At 76.1% G+C, this 15815-nt stretch carries 15 protein-coding genes; 6 read left to right on the top strand and 9 right to left on the bottom strand.

All coding sequences use genetic code 11. The annotated features are described in order from the left end of the window. The first annotated feature begins 194 nt into the window (after positions 1 to 194). The 3 genes from DMH08_RS11635 (at position 195) to DMH08_RS11625 (ending at position 2816) form a co-directional block, all read left to right on the top strand. Positions 195 to 776: a DUF5998 family protein gene (locus tag DMH08_RS11635; protein WP_125613594.1), complete on the top strand. Its 582-nt coding sequence runs from the start codon at positions 195 to 197 to the stop codon at positions 774 to 776. Next, the gene (locus tag DMH08_RS11630; protein ID WP_125613591.1) at positions 773 to 1900 is read left to right on the top strand and encodes an alkaline phosphatase family protein; all 1128 of its coding nucleotides are present in this window, start codon (positions 773 to 775) and stop codon (positions 1898 to 1900) included. The genes DMH08_RS11635 and DMH08_RS11630 overlap by 4 nt, the downstream gene beginning before the upstream one ends. Before the next feature lie 85 nt (positions 1901 to 1985). Next, positions 1986 to 2816 carry a sulfurtransferase gene (locus DMH08_RS11625; protein ID WP_233617536.1) on the top strand — a complete coding sequence of 277 codons (831 nt, stop codon included), beginning with the start codon at positions 1986 to 1988 and terminating at the stop codon, positions 2814 to 2816. A 15-nt stretch (positions 2817 to 2831) separates the two neighbouring features. On the opposite strand, the gene DMH08_RS11620 is transcribed toward DMH08_RS11625, so the two are convergent. From DMH08_RS11620 to DMH08_RS11605, 4 genes are all read right to left on the bottom strand, one after another. Next, positions 2832 to 5399 (bottom strand): CHAT domain-containing protein, encoded by a 2568-nt coding sequence (locus tag DMH08_RS11620; protein ID WP_233617535.1) that lies wholly within the window; start codon positions 5397 to 5399, stop codon positions 2832 to 2834. After that, on the bottom strand, positions 5396 to 5845 hold the full coding sequence (locus tag DMH08_RS11615; protein ID WP_125613585.1) for a hypothetical protein: 450 nt from the start codon (positions 5843 to 5845) through the stop codon (positions 5396 to 5398). Before DMH08_RS11615 ends, DMH08_RS11620 begins: the two co-directional genes overlap by 4 nt. After that, positions 5842 to 6474, bottom strand: a complete 633-nt coding sequence (locus DMH08_RS11610) for an RNA polymerase sigma factor (RefSeq protein WP_233617534.1) — start codon at positions 6472 to 6474, stop codon at positions 5842 to 5844. Before DMH08_RS11610 ends, DMH08_RS11615 begins: the two co-directional genes overlap by 4 nt. 93 nt (positions 6475 to 6567) lie before the next feature. After that, complete coding sequence (locus tag DMH08_RS11605; protein ID WP_125613582.1) at positions 6568 to 7728, bottom strand: S8 family peptidase; 1161 nt, start codon at positions 7726 to 7728, stop codon at positions 6568 to 6570. A gap of 252 nt (positions 7729 to 7980) precedes the next feature. On the opposite strand from DMH08_RS11605, the gene DMH08_RS11600 reads away from it, so the two are divergent. The 3 genes from DMH08_RS11600 to DMH08_RS11590 all read left to right on the top strand — a co-directional run bounded on the left by DMH08_RS11600 (position 7981) and on the right by DMH08_RS11590 (position 10680). Then, on the top strand, positions 7981 to 8475 hold the full coding sequence (locus DMH08_RS11600) for a DUF3145 domain-containing protein (RefSeq protein WP_026400749.1): 495 nt from the start codon (positions 7981 to 7983) through the stop codon (positions 8473 to 8475). A gap of 239 nt (positions 8476 to 8714) precedes the next feature. Next, positions 8715 to 9533: an alpha/beta fold hydrolase gene (locus DMH08_RS11595; protein ID WP_125613579.1), complete on the top strand. Its 819-nt coding sequence runs from the start codon at positions 8715 to 8717 to the stop codon at positions 9531 to 9533. Then, a complete protein-coding gene (locus DMH08_RS11590; protein ID WP_125613576.1) occupies positions 9517 to 10680 on the top strand; it encodes a PP2C family protein-serine/threonine phosphatase in 1164 nt (387 codons plus the stop codon). The genes DMH08_RS11595 and DMH08_RS11590 overlap by 17 nt, the downstream gene beginning before the upstream one ends. Before the next feature lie 138 nt (positions 10681 to 10818). On the opposite strand, the gene DMH08_RS11585 is transcribed toward DMH08_RS11590, so the two are convergent. The 5 genes from DMH08_RS11585 to DMH08_RS11565 all read right to left on the bottom strand — a co-directional run bounded on the left by DMH08_RS11585 (position 10819) and on the right by DMH08_RS11565 (position 15697). After that, positions 10819 to 12126: a beta-ketoacyl-[acyl-carrier-protein] synthase family protein gene (locus DMH08_RS11585; RefSeq protein WP_125613574.1), complete on the bottom strand. Its 1308-nt coding sequence runs from the start codon at positions 12124 to 12126 to the stop codon at positions 10819 to 10821. Between the two features lie 77 nt (positions 12127 to 12203). Next, positions 12204 to 12455 (bottom strand): acyl carrier protein, encoded by a 252-nt coding sequence (locus DMH08_RS11580; RefSeq protein WP_026400745.1) that lies wholly within the window; start codon positions 12453 to 12455, stop codon positions 12204 to 12206. Between the two features lie 55 nt (positions 12456 to 12510). Beyond that, a complete protein-coding gene (locus DMH08_RS11575) occupies positions 12511 to 13479 on the bottom strand; it encodes a beta-ketoacyl-ACP synthase III (RefSeq protein WP_051300057.1) in 969 nt (322 codons plus the stop codon). After that, on the bottom strand, positions 13476 to 14408 hold the full coding sequence (locus tag DMH08_RS11570; protein WP_026400743.1) for an ACP S-malonyltransferase: 933 nt from the start codon (positions 14406 to 14408) through the stop codon (positions 13476 to 13478). The genes DMH08_RS11575 and DMH08_RS11570 overlap by 4 nt, the downstream gene beginning before the upstream one ends. A 158-nt stretch (positions 14409 to 14566) precedes the next feature. Then, complete coding sequence (locus tag DMH08_RS11565) at positions 14567 to 15697, bottom strand: PucR family transcriptional regulator (protein WP_051300102.1); 1131 nt, start codon at positions 15695 to 15697, stop codon at positions 14567 to 14569. Positions 15698 to 15815 lie beyond the last annotated feature (118 nt).

The following is a 15815-nucleotide window of genomic DNA, read 5'->3' as shown; positions in this document are numbered from 1 at the left end:
GGACGGGCGGTTGGGGCGGCGGCGCCGGGTCGGGCGTGGGCGGCGGCACCGGCGGCGGGCCCGGCAGCGGATCCTTGTCACTCATGTCCGTTTCGTACCCCGGAGGGGCGGCGATGACCGCGCGGGCGGACGCCGGGTGCGTCGCCGGGCCCGGTCGTGTGCACGTCCGGGCCCGAACAAGGCAGGATGGGGCCATGAGGGAAACGCGAGCGACCGCCAACGGGCTGCGCACGGCCATCGAGCGCAGCGGTTACTACCCGGCCCTGGTCGCGGACGCGGTCGAGTCGGCCGTCGGTGACGAGCCGGTCACCGCCTACGTGGTGCACCACGAGGCGACGTTCGACCCGGCGATGGAGGTGCGCCGGCATGTGACCGTGCTGGTCCTGTCCGCGAGCCGGCTGCTGGTGTGCCACACCGACGAGCACCCCCCGGGCGAGGGCATGCCCCGGCCGCACGCCTCCACGACCACCGAGGCCGTCAAGCTGGACCGCGTCCAGTCCGTGGCGGTGACGCGGGTCGTCCCCGACCCCGCGTCGTACGTGCCGGGCGTGCCCCCCACCGAGGTCGTCCTGACGATCGGGTGGGGCGCCATCGCCCACATCGACCTCGAGCCCGCGACCTGCGGCGACGAGAACTGCGAGGCCGACCACGGCTACACCGGCAGCGTCACGGCCGACGACCTGTCGCTGCGGGTGAGCGAGGCCGCGGACGGCGCGGACGCCGTCGGGCAGGTGCTGGCGTTCGCGGAGGCGCTGTCCGCCGCGACCGCCCGGTGACCGCACCGCCGCCGCCCGTCCCGCGCTACGGGACGGGCACCCTCGCCGACGTGTCGCCGTCGGTGCTGGCGGCGCTGGGCGTCCCCGGGGCGGCGAACGTGCTGGGGCTGCCGCCCGCCGCGCGCGTCTGCGTCCTGCTGGTCGACGGGCTCGGCTGGGAGCAGCTGCGCGCCCACCCGGACGAGGCCCCGTTCCTCACCTCGCTGGGCGGCCGCGCGATCGACGCCGGGCTGCCCGCGACGACGGTGACCAGCATCGCGTCGCTCGGCACGGGCCTGCCGCCGGGCGGGCACGGGCTGCTCGGCCTCCAGGTCGCGGTGCCGGAGGCGGGCGGGCTGCTGAACCTGCTGCGCTGGAGCGACGACGCCGGGGTCGACCCGGGCGAGTTCCAGCCGGTGCCGACCGTGTACGAGCGGGCCGTCGCCGACGGCGTCGCCGTCCGGTACATCGGGCTGTGGAACCTGCGGCGCACCCCGCTGAGCCGCGCCACGTCGCGCGGCGCCGAGTACCTCCCCGCGGACGCCCTGGGCGAGCTCGTCGGCCGCGCGGGGACGGCGCTGCGGGAGGGCGACCGCGCGTACGTGACCGTGTACCACTCCGACCTGGACGCGACCGGGCACCGCCGCGGCGTGGGTTCGGCGGAGTGGCGGTTCCAGCTCCGGTTCGTCGATCTGCTCGCCGAGCGGATCGCGAGCGTGCTGCCGCCCGGCGCGCTGCTGTGCGTGACGTCCGACCACGGGATGGTCGACCCGGGGGAGCGGCTGGACGTCGACCGGACGCCCGCGCTGCTGGACGGTGTCGCGATGCTCGGCGGGGACGCGCGCTGCCGCTACGTGTACGCCGAGCCGGGGGCACGCGACGACGTCCTCGCGGCGTGGCGGGCGGTCGTGGGCGACCGCGCGTGGGTGGTGCCGCGCGAGGAGGCCGTCGCGGACGGCTGGTTCGGCCCGGTGGCGCCCGGGATGGCCGAGCGGATCGGGGACGTGGTCGCGGTCCCGCACGGGGGTCTGGCCATCGTCGCGTCCGAGCGGGAGCCGTGGCTGGAGCGCATGGTCGGCATGCACGGCTCGATGATCGCGGCGGAGCGGCTGGTGCCGATGCTCACCGTGTCCGGGCCGACATGAGCGGAGGAACTGCGTAGCCTGGATGACTGTGACGAACCAGGATTCACCTCTCCCCAACCCGGGCGACGGCGTTCAGACTGGCGGTGTGAACCCCCTCATCGACGTGCCCGCGCTGGACCGGCTGATCAGGCGGCGGGCGCCCGTGGTGCTGCTGGACGCGCGGTGGCGGCTGGCCGGCCCCCCGGGGATCGAGTCCTACCGCGAGGGCCATCTGCCCGGCGCGGTCTTCGTCGACCTGGACGGGGAGGTGACCGGGCCGCCGGGCCCGGCCGGGCGGCACCCGCTGCCCGCCGCCAGGGACTTCGAGGCGGCGATGCGGCGCGCCGGGGTGTCGTCGGACCGCCTCGTCGTGGTGTACGACGACGCCGACTCGACGGCCGCGGCGCGCGTCTGGTGGTCGCTCCGCTATTTCGGCCATGACCGGGTGCGGGTCCTGGACGGCGGCTACCGGGCCTGGACGGAGGCGGGCCGCCCGGTGACCACCGAGGAACCCGACGCCAAACCGGGGGACTTCCTGGCGGCCCCGGGAGGGCTGCCGGTGCTGGACGCCGAGGGCGCGGCGGAGCTCGCGCGGGGCGGGGTGCTGCTCGACGCGCGCAGCGCCGAGCGCTACCGCGGCGAGCAGGAGCCCGTCGACCCGGTCGCCGGGCACATCCCGGGCGCCTGCAGCGCGCCGACGTCCGGGAACGTCGGCGTGGACGGGCGGTTCCTGCCGCCGGGGCTGCTGCGCGAGCGGTTCGGCCAGCTCGGCGCGACCGACGCGGCCGACGTCGGCGCCTACTGCGGGTCCGGGGTGACGGCCGCCCACGAGATCCTCGCGCTGAACCTCGCGGGCATCCCCGCCGCCCTCTACGTCGGCTCGTGGTCGAACTGGGTGGCCGACCCCGCCAACCCGGTCGCGACCGGCCCCGGCTGACATCGGGGCCGGTGCTCAGCCGCCGCCCATGCAGACGAACCCGGTGACGCCGGGCGTGCGCGGGGCGGCGGCGAGGGCGCGCGCGGGCGGCAGTCCCGCGGCGAGACCGCGGTGGAAGGCGGTCATGAACGCCGGGGCGGCCGCGTCCCGGACGGGCGTGACGCTGGCGACCACGGTGGCGGTGCCGAGGGCGAGCAGGACGCCCGCCATGCCGAGCACGGCGTCGCCCTCGTCGCCGCGGCCGATGTCGCAGGCCGACACCACGACCACCCGCGGCGGCGCGGCCAACGCGTCGAGGTCGTGGACGAACAGCGGCCCGTCCGCCAGCCGCAGCCGGGAGAACAGCGCGTTGCCCTCGCGGAACTCGCCGTGGGCCGCGAGGTGCGCGAGGGACGCGCCGTCCAGGGCGTCCCGCACGGTCTCGGCGCGCGCCCGCGGCCCGTGCAGGACGCGCGCGCCCGGGTGGAGCCGCCGCAGGGCCGCGATCTCCCGGTCGGCGTGCTCCAGCCCCGGACCGGCGGCGAGCAGGACGTGCCCGCGGGGGCGCGGCCCGGCGGCGGTGCGGGCCCGCAGCCAGGCGCGCGCGGACGGGACGACCGCGACGGGGCGGCCGGCCAGCGACGGCAGCGCGGACCAGGGGACCCCGTGGAGGGGCCCGGCCGGGGCCAGCACGAGGTCGCGGTCGCCGAGGGCGGCCCGCAGCGGGGCCAGCAGGAGCCGGTCGAGCCGTCCGGCGGCGCTCGCGAGCGCCTCGGCCGCGCCCGGGTCGTCGGCGGCGGCGAGGCGGCGCGCCGCGAGGTGCAGCACCCGGGCGGCGCTTCGGGCGCCGTCCGCGGGCCCCAGCGGGTGCCGCCGGAGGCGCCCGTCCGCGATCGTCACCGCGTGCAGCTCCGCGCCGACGGCGATCAGCTCCACCAGCGCCCGGTCGCCCAGCGCCGCCGCGATCTCGGTGGCGCCGGGCGTCCGGGCGGGCGGCGCGGCGCGGGGCCCGGACGCCGGCGCGGCGGGGGAGCGGCGCCGGGTCCGGGCGTCGACGGCCGCTTCCAGCGCGGCCAGCTCGGCGGTGTCCGGCGCCGGGACGCCCCGCGCCGTCGCGGCGGCGCTCACCGCGCTGCGGGCCCGCAGCGCGGTGAGCGCCGCGGCCCGTCCGGCGTCGGCGGGCGGCCGCACCCGCACCGGGCGCGCGACGGCCCGCCGCCGCTCCTCGACGGCGAGCAGCTCCCGCGCCGACCGGGCCAGGACGAGCCCGAGCCCGGCCAGCTCGGCGGCGGACCCGGCGGCCCGGGCCCGCAGGTCCAGGGCGCCGAGCGCGTCCGCATGCTCCTCGGCGACCCGCAGGCCCGCCCGGACGGCGGCGGCCGCGCCCCGCCGGTCGGACCGCTCGGCGCGCTCCAGCGCTGCGGCGTGCCAGGCGGTGATCCGGGCGGCCGGCGACCCCCGGGCGCGGCACCCCGGGGCACGGGCCGGCGGCGCCAGGAAACGCCCGGCGGGACGGCCGAGGGCGAGCGCGACGCGGGCGGCGACGAGCCGCGCGTCGGCGGCGGCGTCGGCCCACCCGCCGCGCGCCAGCCGGTCGGCGGTCGCGGCGGCGCTGCCCAGCAGGACCGCCGAGCGCTCCCCGGCCGCCCACCGCGCCCGCAGCAGCAGGTGCTCGGCGAGCAGCGTCCACCCCGCGCGCTCCTGCTCGGCGAACGCCGCCCGCGCCCGCTCGGCCGTGCGGACGGCCCGCTCCGCGTCGCCGTCGTCCAGTTCGGCGTGCGCGAGGAGCAACAGCCCGTCGGCGGTGTCGCACCGGTAGCCGTGGTCGGCGGCGGACGCCAGCGCGGCCTCCAGGACGGGACGCGCCTCGCGCGGCAGCCCGACCGAGATCAGCGTCTCCGCCTGGTCGAACCGGCACTGCGCCAAGCGTTCCCCGGACAGATGGGGCTCGGCCTCCGCGTAGAGCCGAAGCGCGCGCGGGACGTCCCCGCGCCGGGACACCACGAACGCCAGGTTGCTCGTGGACATCGCCGTCTGGTGCGGCAGCCCGGCGGCCCGCGCCACGTCGACCGCCTCGGTGAGCGCCGCCTCCGCCGCGGCGAACTCGCCCTGCAGCGCCCGCGCGAGGCCCAGGTTGGTCAGCAGCCCGTTCAGCACCGCGGGATCGCGCCCCCGCCGCAGCACGGGCAGGGCGCGCGCCGCCGCGTCCCGCGCCTCGCGGAGACGGCCCGCCCGCGCCAGGGCGCACGCCGTGTTGGCCGCCAGCCGCGCCGCGTCCCGCCCCGTCAGGACGTCCTCCGCCCGCGCCGCCTGCGCGAGCGCGCCCGCCGTGTCGCCGCGGGCGGAGAGCAGGCCGACGAGGCTCATCCGCACCTGGGCCGCCGCGTACCCGCAGTCCGGGGACGCCTCCGCGATCTCCAGCGCCCGCCGGAGCAGGTCGAGGCCCTCCGCCAGCCGCCCCAGCTCCTTCGCCGCGAGCCCGGCGGCCCGCAGCGCGGCGACCGCCGCGCCGCCCGTCCCCCCGCCGGCCCGCGCCAGCGCCCGCGCGTGCGCGGCGGCCGGGTCCGCCGCGACGAGCCGCAGCAGGTCGTCGGCCTCGGTCACACGTGCGCCCAGCTCGTCACGACGGACGCGCCCCCGTCGAGGCGGAACAGCAGACTCACCGGGCCCGCCGGGACGTCCGGCAGGCAGAACAGCCCGCCCGGCTCCACCGGCGCGCCCGCCGGGTCCGGCGGCAGGTCCCGGTGCCGCACCGCGACGGACGCGGCCGCCGCCGGGACGATCCGTCCGGTGAGCTCCCGGAACCGGCCCGCCTCCGCGACCTCCACCTCGACCGTCGCGTCCGGGCAGGCGAACGTCAGCGCGCGCACCGGCCCGCCGCGCGTCCCGCGCGCCGCGCCCGCGGCCCCGTCCCGCGCCAGGGCCGCCAGCGTCGCCCCCGGCAGCCGCCACGCCAGCGCCGCGCGGCCCGCCGCCAGGACGTCGCCCGGCACCGGATCGAGCACGGTGAACGCGTCCCGGACGCCCGCCATCAGCTCGTCGTCGTTCACCGCAGGACCCTCCGCAGCGTGTCCAGGCAGCGCGCCCGGGTGGGGCCGACGCTGCCGAGCGGGATGCCGAGCGCCGCCGCCAGCTCCTTGTAGGTGGGGGCCAGCGCGGAGAGCCGCAGCAGCGCGCGGCAGCGCGCGGGCAGTTCCCGCAGCGCCGCGCCGACCCGGTCGAGCCGGTCGCGGTCCAGCACGACCCGCTCCGGGGCCGGTTCCGGGGACGGCCCCACGGCGCCCGCCGCGGACGGTTCGGCGGGCCGCGCCACCGGCAGCGCGCGGCCGCGCAGGCGCGCCACCCGCAGGCTCTCGCGCCGCGCGGTCGTCACCAGCCACACCCGGACCGCCCCGGCGTCCCGCACCGTGTCGATCCTCTCCACGAGCCGCAGCCACGCGGTCTGCACGACGTCGCCGGAGTCGGCGTCGTGCAGACCGTACGAGCGGGCGACCGCCCACAGCAGCGGGCTGTGCTCGTCCACCAGCCGGGCCCACGCGGCGCCGTCGCCGTCGCGGGCCCGTGCCAACAGCGCGTCGGCGTCCAGTGTGTCGGCGTTCGAGATGTCGGCGTTCGAGGTGTCGGCGTTGAAGGTGTCGGCGTCCGTGCGGACGCCTGCGGATCCGTTATGCCGGGCCAATGAGAACTCCCTCCGAGCCCCCCGCGGACCGACGACTTTACGTTCCGAACAATCTCACGTACTCAGAGTTACCTTTTCGCCATCGTGTCGTAGTCAAGACCTGATGATTACGCCGAGGTCCGGATGGGTAGGACGAGCCGATTGGTCGAGGACCCTGTCCGCGGCGGCGGCCGCGCCGAGTCCCTCGGCCGCCGCCAGGCCCGCGATCAGCCCCGCGACCATCGGCGTCGCGAACGACGTCCCGCTCCAGGTCGCGAACCCGTCGAATCGGTCCGGATCGGTGCCGTCCGCGGGCGGCCGCGGCCCGTCGTACCGGACGAAGCTGCTGGCCACGTCCACCCCCGGCGCGGCGGCGTCCACCCACCAGCCGTAGTTGGAGAACCAGGCCCGGTCGTCCCCGTCCAGCGCGGCGACCCCGATCACCGACTTGAGCGCGGCGGGCCAGAACGGCCGGTCGCTCGCCGCGTTCCCCGCGCACGCCACCACGACCGTCCGGCGGCCCAGCGCGGCGATGGCCCGGGACAGCACCGGCGACGGCCGGTCGTCGTAGGTGTGGCAGCCGAGCGACAGGTTCACCACGTCCGCGTGGTCCCGCTCCGCGAGCCGCGCCAGCGCGCGGATCACGCCCAGCTCGTCCCCGATGCCGTCCCCGCCGAGCACGCGGCGCGGCAGCAGCCGCGCCGTCGGCGCGTGCCGCAGCACGACGCCCGCGACGAACGTCCCGTGCCCCGCCTGGGCGTCCGGTTCCCGATCGAGGTCGGCGTCCAGGACGTCCGCGTCCTCCGCGCCGCGCTCCCGGAACCATTCCGCGCCCTCGAACCACGGGTGCGCCGCCAGGCCCGTGTCGAGGATCGCGACGGTCACGTCCCGGCACGCGTCCGCGGCGGGCCGCGGCGCCGGGACCGGGCCCGCCGGACGCGGCCGGTCCGCGGGCCCGCTCCACCACAGCGGCTGCCCGAGCACCAGGTGGTTCGGCGCCACCGCGAGCCGGCGGTGCGGCCCGTCCCCGCCCAGCTCCGCCGCCAGCTCGCACACGTCCGGCCGCGCCCGCAGCCGCAGCCGCGCCACCCCCGGACCGTCCTCCCGCGCGTCGCACCACCGCCGCACCCGGTCCTCCGCCGCGGCGGCGTCGTGCCCGGCGACCAGGAGCTGGTCGCGGCGGACCAGCGCGGGACGTCCCGGCACCGGCTCCACCACCACCGCGTCCCGGTGCCGCGCCAGCACCCTCTCCAGGACCGCCTGCTGATCGAACATCCGCCCTCGCCTCCCGTCGTTCGCTGTCCGCACACATGGTGCCGCAATGATGACCGTGCGTAGCGGAAATGCGCGTGAGGCGCTCACCCTGGACGATCAACGGTGTGCATGGCGTGGTCAAGTGTTCGACAAACAGCGAACTCGCGGTGGTGCGACCCGTGCCGATGATGCACAATGAGGGACGCGGACGCCGACCTGGGACGTACGAGGCCGTAGGGGAAGACGAGCCTCGGTACAGATCCAGGAGGTCCGGTGACCGCACGTGGCGTTTTCTACGTCCACTCCGCGCCACCTGCGCTGAGCCCGCACATCGAGTGGGCCGCCGCAGGTGTCCTCGGCGTGCCCGTTTCCCTTGAATGGGCTGATCAGGCGGCCGCGCCGGGGACGCTGCGCGCCGAACTGCATTGGGAGGGCAAGCCTGGGACGGCCGCCGGCATCACGTCGGCGCTGCGGAGCTGGAAACTGGTGCGCTTCGAGGTCACCGAGGATCCCACTCCGGGCACCGACGGCGTCCGCTACAGCTTCACCCCGTCGCTCGGGGTCTTCACCGGCGTGATCGGCGCCAACGGCGACATCATGGTCCCCGAGGACCGGCTGCGCTCGATCATGGCGAACGCCGCCGTCGGCAAGGCCAACCTGGAGCACGAGCTCGAACGCCTGCTCGGCACCCCGTGGGACAACGAGCTCGAGCCGTTCCGCCGCGCCGGCGACGGCGCCCCCGTGCGCTGGCTGCACGCCGCCGTCTGACCGGCGCCCGGCCCGTCCGCCGGTCGTCCGCTGGAGCGTGCCCGCCCCGCAACGAGCACGCCCCGCCGGCTTCCGGCCCGGCCCCCGTGCCACCGCGCGCCCCGCCGCCCCGGATCGGGGGCGGAGGGGCGTTCGTGCGGGCGCGGGGCATCGTCCGCGCGCCGCACCCGCCCGCGCCCGCCCGCACGGCGGGCTTTCCCCGTGTGTGAACCCGGGGCGGCCGGGCATGGTAGGCGGCAATGCGCACGCTGACCCGAAACAACGTCCGCGACCTGGGAAAACGGTCCGGGCAGCCGATGCTGTTCGCGCACGGGTTCGGCTGCGACCAGTCGATGTGGCGGATGGTCACGCCCGCGTTCGAGGCCGACCACCGGGTCGTCCTGTTCGACCACGTCGGAGCCGGGCGGTCGGACCTGTCCGCCTACTCCGCCGAGCGGTACGGGACGCTGGACGCCTACGCCGCGGACGTGCTCGAGATCATCGAGGACCTCGGCCTGCGGGACGTGGTCTTCGTGGGGCATTCGGTCAGCGCCATGATCGGCGCGCTGGCGGTGATCAAGGCCCCCGACCGGTTCGACCGGCTCGTCATGATCGGCCCCTCGCCCCGGTACATCGACGACGGGGACTACGTCGGCGGCTTCTCCGCGGCCGACATCGACGAACTGCTCGCGTCCATGGAGAGCAACTACCTGGGCTGGTCCGGCCAGATGGCCCCCGCGATCATGGGCAATCCGGACCGTCCGGAACTGGGCGACGAGCTGACGAACTCCTTCTGCCGCACCGACCCGGACATCGCCCGCCAGTTCGCCCGCGTCACGTTCCTCTCTGACAACCGCGCCGACCTGCCCCAGGTCGCCGTGCCGACCCTGGTCCTCCAGTGCTCCGACGACGTCATCGCACCCGCCCCGGTGGGGGAGTACGTGCACCGCGCCCTCCCCGACGGCGAGATCGTCCGGCTGCGGGCGACCGGCCACTGCCCCAACCTCAGCGCGCCCGAGGAGACGCTCGCGGCCATCAAGGCGTTCCTGGCGGAGGAGCCGGATGGCCGGTCCGGATGACGAGCTGGAGCTGCTGCGAGACCTGTACGAGCGCGCCCCCTGCGGCTACGTGCTCATGCACGCGAACGGCCTGATCACGCTGGTCAACGCGACGTTCTGCGACTGGACCGGACGCGCCAGGGACGAACTCACGGCCGGCGTCCGCTTCCAGGAGCTGCTCCCGATCGGCGACCGGCTCTACTACGAGACGCACTTCGCCCCGCTGCTGGCCATGCAGCGCACCGTCCATGAGATCGCGGTGGACGTGACGTGCGCCGGCGGCGCGCGGCTCCCGGTCCTCCTCAACGGCATGCTCGTCGAGGAGCCGGGCGGCGCGGCGGAGAGCGTCCGCGTCTGCGTCTTCCGCGCCACCGACCGGCGCGAGTACGAGCGCGAGCTGCTGCGCACCCGGCAGCGCGCGCGGGAGTCGGAGGCCCGTGCCCGCCAGCTCGCCCGGACCCTCCAGGACAGCCTGCTCCCCGACGAGCTGCCCGTCATCCCGAGCCTGGACGCGGGCGGCGCCTACCGGCCCGCCGGGCACGGCGACGAGGTGGGCGGCGACTTCTACGACCTGTTCGAGATCGCGCCGGGCCGCTGGGGGCTCGTGCTCGGCGACGTCTCCGGCAAGGGGGCCGAGGCCGCGGTGGTGACCGGCCTGGCCCGCCACACGGTGCGGGCGGTGGCGGCGGAGTCGCCTCGCGCCGCGGACGTCCTGCACCGGCTCAACGGCGCCGTCCTGCGCGACAGGTCGGAGCGCTTCTGCACGGCGGTCTACGCCGTGATCGAGGAACGGCCGGACGGGTCGCCGCCCCGGGTGACGATCGCGGTCGGCGGGCATCCGCCGCCCCTGCGCGTCGCGCGGGACGGCGCGGTGACCGCCCTCGGCACGGTCGGGAACCTGCTCGGGCTGCTCGACGAGGTGCGGGTGGCCGACGTGTCCGTCGAGCTGGACCCCGGCGACGCGCTGCTGTTCTACACCGACGGGGTGACCGAGGCGCGCGGCGACGGCATCGACTTCTTCGAGGAGGAGCGGCTCGCCGAGCTGCTGGCGCGGTCGCGGACGCTCGGCGCCCAGGGCATCGCGGACCGGATCGCCGAGGCCGTCGTCGAGTTCCAGGACGGGGTGCCCCGCGACGACATCGCCGTCGTCGCGCTCAAGACCCGCTGATCCGCGCCGCCGCCCGCCGGGACCGGCGGACGCGGCGGCGGACGGGCGCAGCCGAACGGCCCGGGCCCCGCGGGGCGCCGGGCCGCGACGCGCGGTGCGGCCGCGGCGGCGGGACGCCGCCGCACGGGCCGCGGGCGGTCAGAGGGCGCGCTGGAACGCGACCGACACGTTGTGGCCGCCGAAACCGAACGAGTTGTTGAGCGCGGCGGCGGGACCGTCCGGGAGCTTGCGCGGCTCGTCGCGCACGATGTCCAGGTCGACCTCGTCGTCCATGTCCTCCAGGTTGGCGACGGCGGGCACGAGGCCCTCCTTCAGCGCGAGCAGCGTGAAGATCGACTCCAGCGCGCCGGCGCCGCCGAGCAGGTGCCCGGTCATGGACTTGGTCGCGGTGATGACGGCGCCGCGGGCGGCCTCCTCGCCGAGGCCCGCCTTGATGGAGGCGAGTTCGGCGACGTCGCCGGCCGGGGTGGACGTGGCGTGCGCGTTGATGTGCACGATGTCCGCGGGCTCCAGCCCGGCGTCCTTGAGCGCCCGCTGCATGGCCTTGGCCTGCCCGGCCCCGCTCGGGTCGGGCAGCACGATGTCGTAGGCGTCGCCCGAGTAGCCGCACCCGGCGGCGAAGCCGAGGATGTTCGCGCCGCGGGCGCGGGCGTGCTCCTCCGACTCGAAGATCATCGCCGCGGAGCCCTCGCCGAGCACGAACCCGTCGCGGTTCTTGTCGTAGGGGCGGGACGCGCGCTCCGGCTCGTCGTTGCGGGTCGACATCGCCCGCATGGCGCCGAACGACGCCATCTGCAGCGGGTGGATGCAGGACTCGGTGCCGCCGCAGATCACCACGTCGGCGCGGCCCGCGCGGATCATGTCGATGGCGTAGCCGACGGCCTCGCCGCTGGACGCGCACGCGCTGACCAGCGCGTGCGAGCCGGCCATCGCGCCGAACTCGATGCCGACGTGCCCGGACGCGCCGTTCGGCATCAGCATCGGGACGGTGAAGGGCGAGACCCGCGACCAGCCCTTCTCCCGGAAGACGTCATAGCTGTTGAGGGCGGTGTGCAGGCCGCCGATGCCGCTGGACAGCACGACGCCGAGGCGCTCGCCGTCCACGGTGAAGCCGCCGTCGACGCCGGCCCTCTCCATGCCCTTCTGGGACTTGCCGCCCGTCGGCGGCGCGAACCCGGCGTCGGTCCACGCCTCCCGCGCGGCGATCAGCGCGATCGCCTGGCTGCGGTCGAGCCGGCGCAGCGTCTGCCGGGGCACGACCTCGGACGGGTCCACCTTCAGCGTGGCGGCGAACTTCACCGGCACGTCGTCGAGGTTGTCCCAGTCCAGCTTGCGGACCCCGGATTCTCCGGCGAGCAGGGCGGACCAGGTCGACGGCAGGTCGCCGCCGAGAGGAGTCGTTGCACCGAGACCGGTCACCGCGACCCTGGTCTGGCTCTTGCTCATGTCGGTTCTCCTTGCCGGCTGATGGGGGGTGGGTTCGGGCGCGCCGTCCGGGGCGGCGGCGCGCCTTCCCCGCGTCGTCAGGCCTTGAGCTTCTGGACGAAGTCGATGACGTCCTTGACCGTCTTGAGGTTGCGCAGCTCGTCGTCGGGGATCTCGACGCCGAACTCGTCCTGCGCGGCAACGGCGATCTCTACCATCGACAGCGAGTCGATGTCGAGGTCGTCGATGAAGTTCTTCTCGGGCGTCACCTCGGCCTTGTCGATGCCGACGATGTCGTCGATGATCTTGGCGAGGCCCTCGAGGATCTCGGTTTCGGTGGCGACTGCCATGGTTTCGCTCTCTTCCTTAGTGGGTTGGTCCGGACCGCGGCGCGGGCGCCGCGGCCTACGGGATCTGGATGACTTGGGCAGCGTAGGACAGCCCCGCGCCGAACCCGACCAGCAGGGCGGGGGCGCCCGACGGCACGTCGCCGCGCTCGATCATCCGGGACATGGCCAGCGGGATGGAGGCCCCCGAGGTGTTGCCCGAGTGGACGATGTCGTCGGCCACGACGGCGTTGACGGCCTTCACCTTGCGGGCGATCGCCTCGATGATCCGCAGGTTGGCCTGGTGCGGGACGATCGCCGCGAGGTCCTCGGCGGCGACGCCGGCGCGCTCGCACGCCTCCAGCGCGACCGGCGCGATGGCGGTCGTCGCCCAGCGGAAGACGGCCTGGCCCTCCTGCCGGATGAAGGAGTGCCGGTCCGGAATGATGATCTTGTCGGCGCCGTCTCCGGCGCTGCCCCACACGACCGGGCCGATGCCGGGCTCGTCGCTGCCGGTGACGACCGCCGCGCCGGCGCCGTCGGCGAAGATGATGCACGTCGACCGGTCCGTCCAGTCGAGCCACTGCGACATCTTCTCGGAGCCGATGACGAGCACGTTGCGCGCGCTCCCGGCCCGGACGGCGGCGCTGGCGGTGCCGAGCGCGTAGCAGAACCCGGCGCACGCGGCGTTCAGGTCGAACGCGCCGGGCGCGTCGATGCCGAGGCGGTGCGCGACGGCCGCCGCGTGGCTCGGCATCGGCGACTCCGCCGAGCAGGTCGCGAGGATGACCAGGTCGATGTCGGACGGGGCGAGGCCGCTGTTGGCGAGCGCCTTGCCGCCCGCGTGCACGCCGAGCTCGACGATGCCCTCGTCGTCGGCGGCGATGCGGCGCTCGGCGATGCCGACGCGGCTGCGGATCCAGGCGTCGTCGGTGTCGACGGTCTGCGCGAGCTCGTCGTTGGTGACGACCCGGGCGGGCCGGTAGTCGCCGAACGCGAGGATGCGCGCGCCCGCGGCCACCTCGGGGATGCGGAGCCCGGCGCTCATGCCGTGCGTCCCGTGTGCGCCGCGATGACCTCGCGGGCCTTGCCGAGGTCCGCGGGGGTCTTCAGGGCGACCAGCTCGACGCCCTTGAGCTCGCGCCGGGCCAGCCCGGTGAGCGTCCCTGCGGGCGGCAGCTCGATGATCGCGGTGACGCCGAGCTCCCGCATGGCGTCCATGCAGGCGTCCCAGCGGACGGGCGCGCTGACCTGCTCGACGAGCCGCCCGACGAAGTCGCGGCCGTCCCGCACCACGGCGCCGTCGCGGTTCTGCAGCAGCCGCGGCGCGGGGTCGGCGACGGGCACGCCGGGCGCGAGCCGGCGGAGCGTGTCGGCGGCGGGCGCCATGTGCTCGGTGTGGAAGGCGCCGGCGACCGACAGCGGCCGGAGCCGGGCCTTCGCGGGCGGCTCCTCGGCGAACTCGGCGAGCCGCTCGACGGTCCCGGCGGCCACGACCTGGCCGGCGCCGTTGACGTTGGCGGGGGTGAGCCCGTGCTTGTCGATCGCGGCGAGGACCTCGTCGGCGTCGCCGCCGAGCACGGCCGTCATGCCGGTCTCGGTGACGGCGGCGGCCTCGGCCATCGCGCGGCCCCGCTCCCGGACGAGCACCAGCGCGGCCTCCGGGGTCAGCACCCCGGCGATCGCGGCGGCGGCCAGCTCGCCGACGCTGTGCCCGGCCACCGCGTCCGGCGCGGCGGCGTCGGCCTCGGCGAACAGCACCTCGTTGGCGGCCAGGGCGGCGGCGACCAGCAGCGGCTGCGCCACCGCGGTGTCGCGGATCTCCTCGGCGTCGGCGGTCGTCCCGTACCGGACCAGGTCGAGCCCGGTGACGGCCGACCACCAGGCCAGCCGGTCGGCGACGCCGGGGATCTCTAGCCATGGCTCTAGAAAGCCGGGGGTCTGAGCGCCCTGGCCGGGCGAGGCGACGAGAATCACAGCGACAAGCCTGCCGTAAGGGGTCCCGGGTGCCGATGCGGATGAGTACGAAGTTTCCTCGTGGGGCTTTGTAAGACCCCTACAAGCGCGGAGCCGCGACGTTGTCCAGATCACGTGCGCGGCGCCGCGTGCGGTTCACTTCCCGCGGCGCGTCCGGTTCACACCTGGCCCGGCCGGTTCGCCCGGCCCGCGAACCGGCCGAGGACGAGCGCGATCCGGAGCGTGAACGCGTTGCGGCCGTCCGTCGGCGCGAGACCGGTCAGCTCGGTGACCCGCCGCAGCCGGTACCGGACCGTGTTGGGGTGGACGAACAGCATCCGCGCCGTGGCCTCCAGCGACGACCCCTGCTCCAGGTAGGTCGTGAGCGTGTCGAGCAGCGGCGCGCCGGCGGCCAGCATCGGGTTGTAGACGGAGTCCACGAGGTAGCGGCGGGCGTCGTCGTCGCCGTCCAGCGCGCGTTCGGGCAGCAGCTCGACGGCCAGGACGGGACGCGGCGCGTCCGGCCAGCCCGCGGCGGCGCGGAGCCCGGCGACGGCGGCCTGCGCGGACGCCGTCGACTCGTACAGGTCGCCGACCTGCGGGCCGACGACGACCGGGCCGGGGCCGCACTTGGCCGCGATCGGCCGCGCCGCCTCCAGGGGGTCGGTGTCGCCGCCGACGATGACGATGACGCGGTGCCCCTGCACGCCCGCGAGGACGTCGGCGCGCGCGCGGCGCGCGGCGAGCTGCATCTGGTCGATCGTGACCTCGGGTTCCTCGTCCTCCGGAGTGAACCCCGCGATGACGGTGACGGGCTTGGACGTCCAGCCGAGCGCGGCCGCCCACGAGTGCATGCCGTCGTCGACCTCGCCGCGCATCACCGCGTTCACCACGAGCGCCTCCAGGCGGGCGTCCCAGGCGGCGCGGGTCTCGGCGGCCCGCGCGTACACCTGCGCCGCGCCGAACGCCACGTCCCGCGTGTACCGCAGGATGGCCTCGCGGAGCTGCTGCTCCCCGCCGGGCGCGGCCAGCTCGTCCAGCCGCGTCTCCACCACGTCGATGATCACGCGGATCATGTCGATGGTGTGGTGCAGCTTGATGGAGCGCATCAGCTCGCGGGGCGCGGTGCCGAACACCTCGCCGGCGATGGCCGGGCGGGACTGCTCGTCGTTCTTGAACCACTCCACGAACGCGGCGATGCCGGCCTGGGCGACGAGACCGATCCAGGAGCGCTGGTCGGGCGGCATCCGCCGGAACCAGGGGAGCTTGCGCTCCATGCTGGCGAGGGCGGCGGTCCCGAACGTGCCCATCGCCTTCTCCAGGCGCAGGGTCGTCCGCTCGCGGATCTTCGCGGGGTCGGTGTCGGCGGGGTCGGTGTCGGCGGGATCGGTGTCGGCGTCGGGGTCGTTCACGGTGGTCACCTTCCCA

The sequence above is a fragment of the Actinomadura sp. WAC 06369 genome, from assembly GCF_003947565.1.
Taxonomy (GTDB): Bacteria; Actinomycetota; Actinomycetes; order Streptosporangiales; family Streptosporangiaceae; genus Spirillospora; species Spirillospora rifamycini.
Note: the sequence above shows the minus strand (reverse complement) of the source record. Positions and strands in the feature narration are given on the sequence as shown.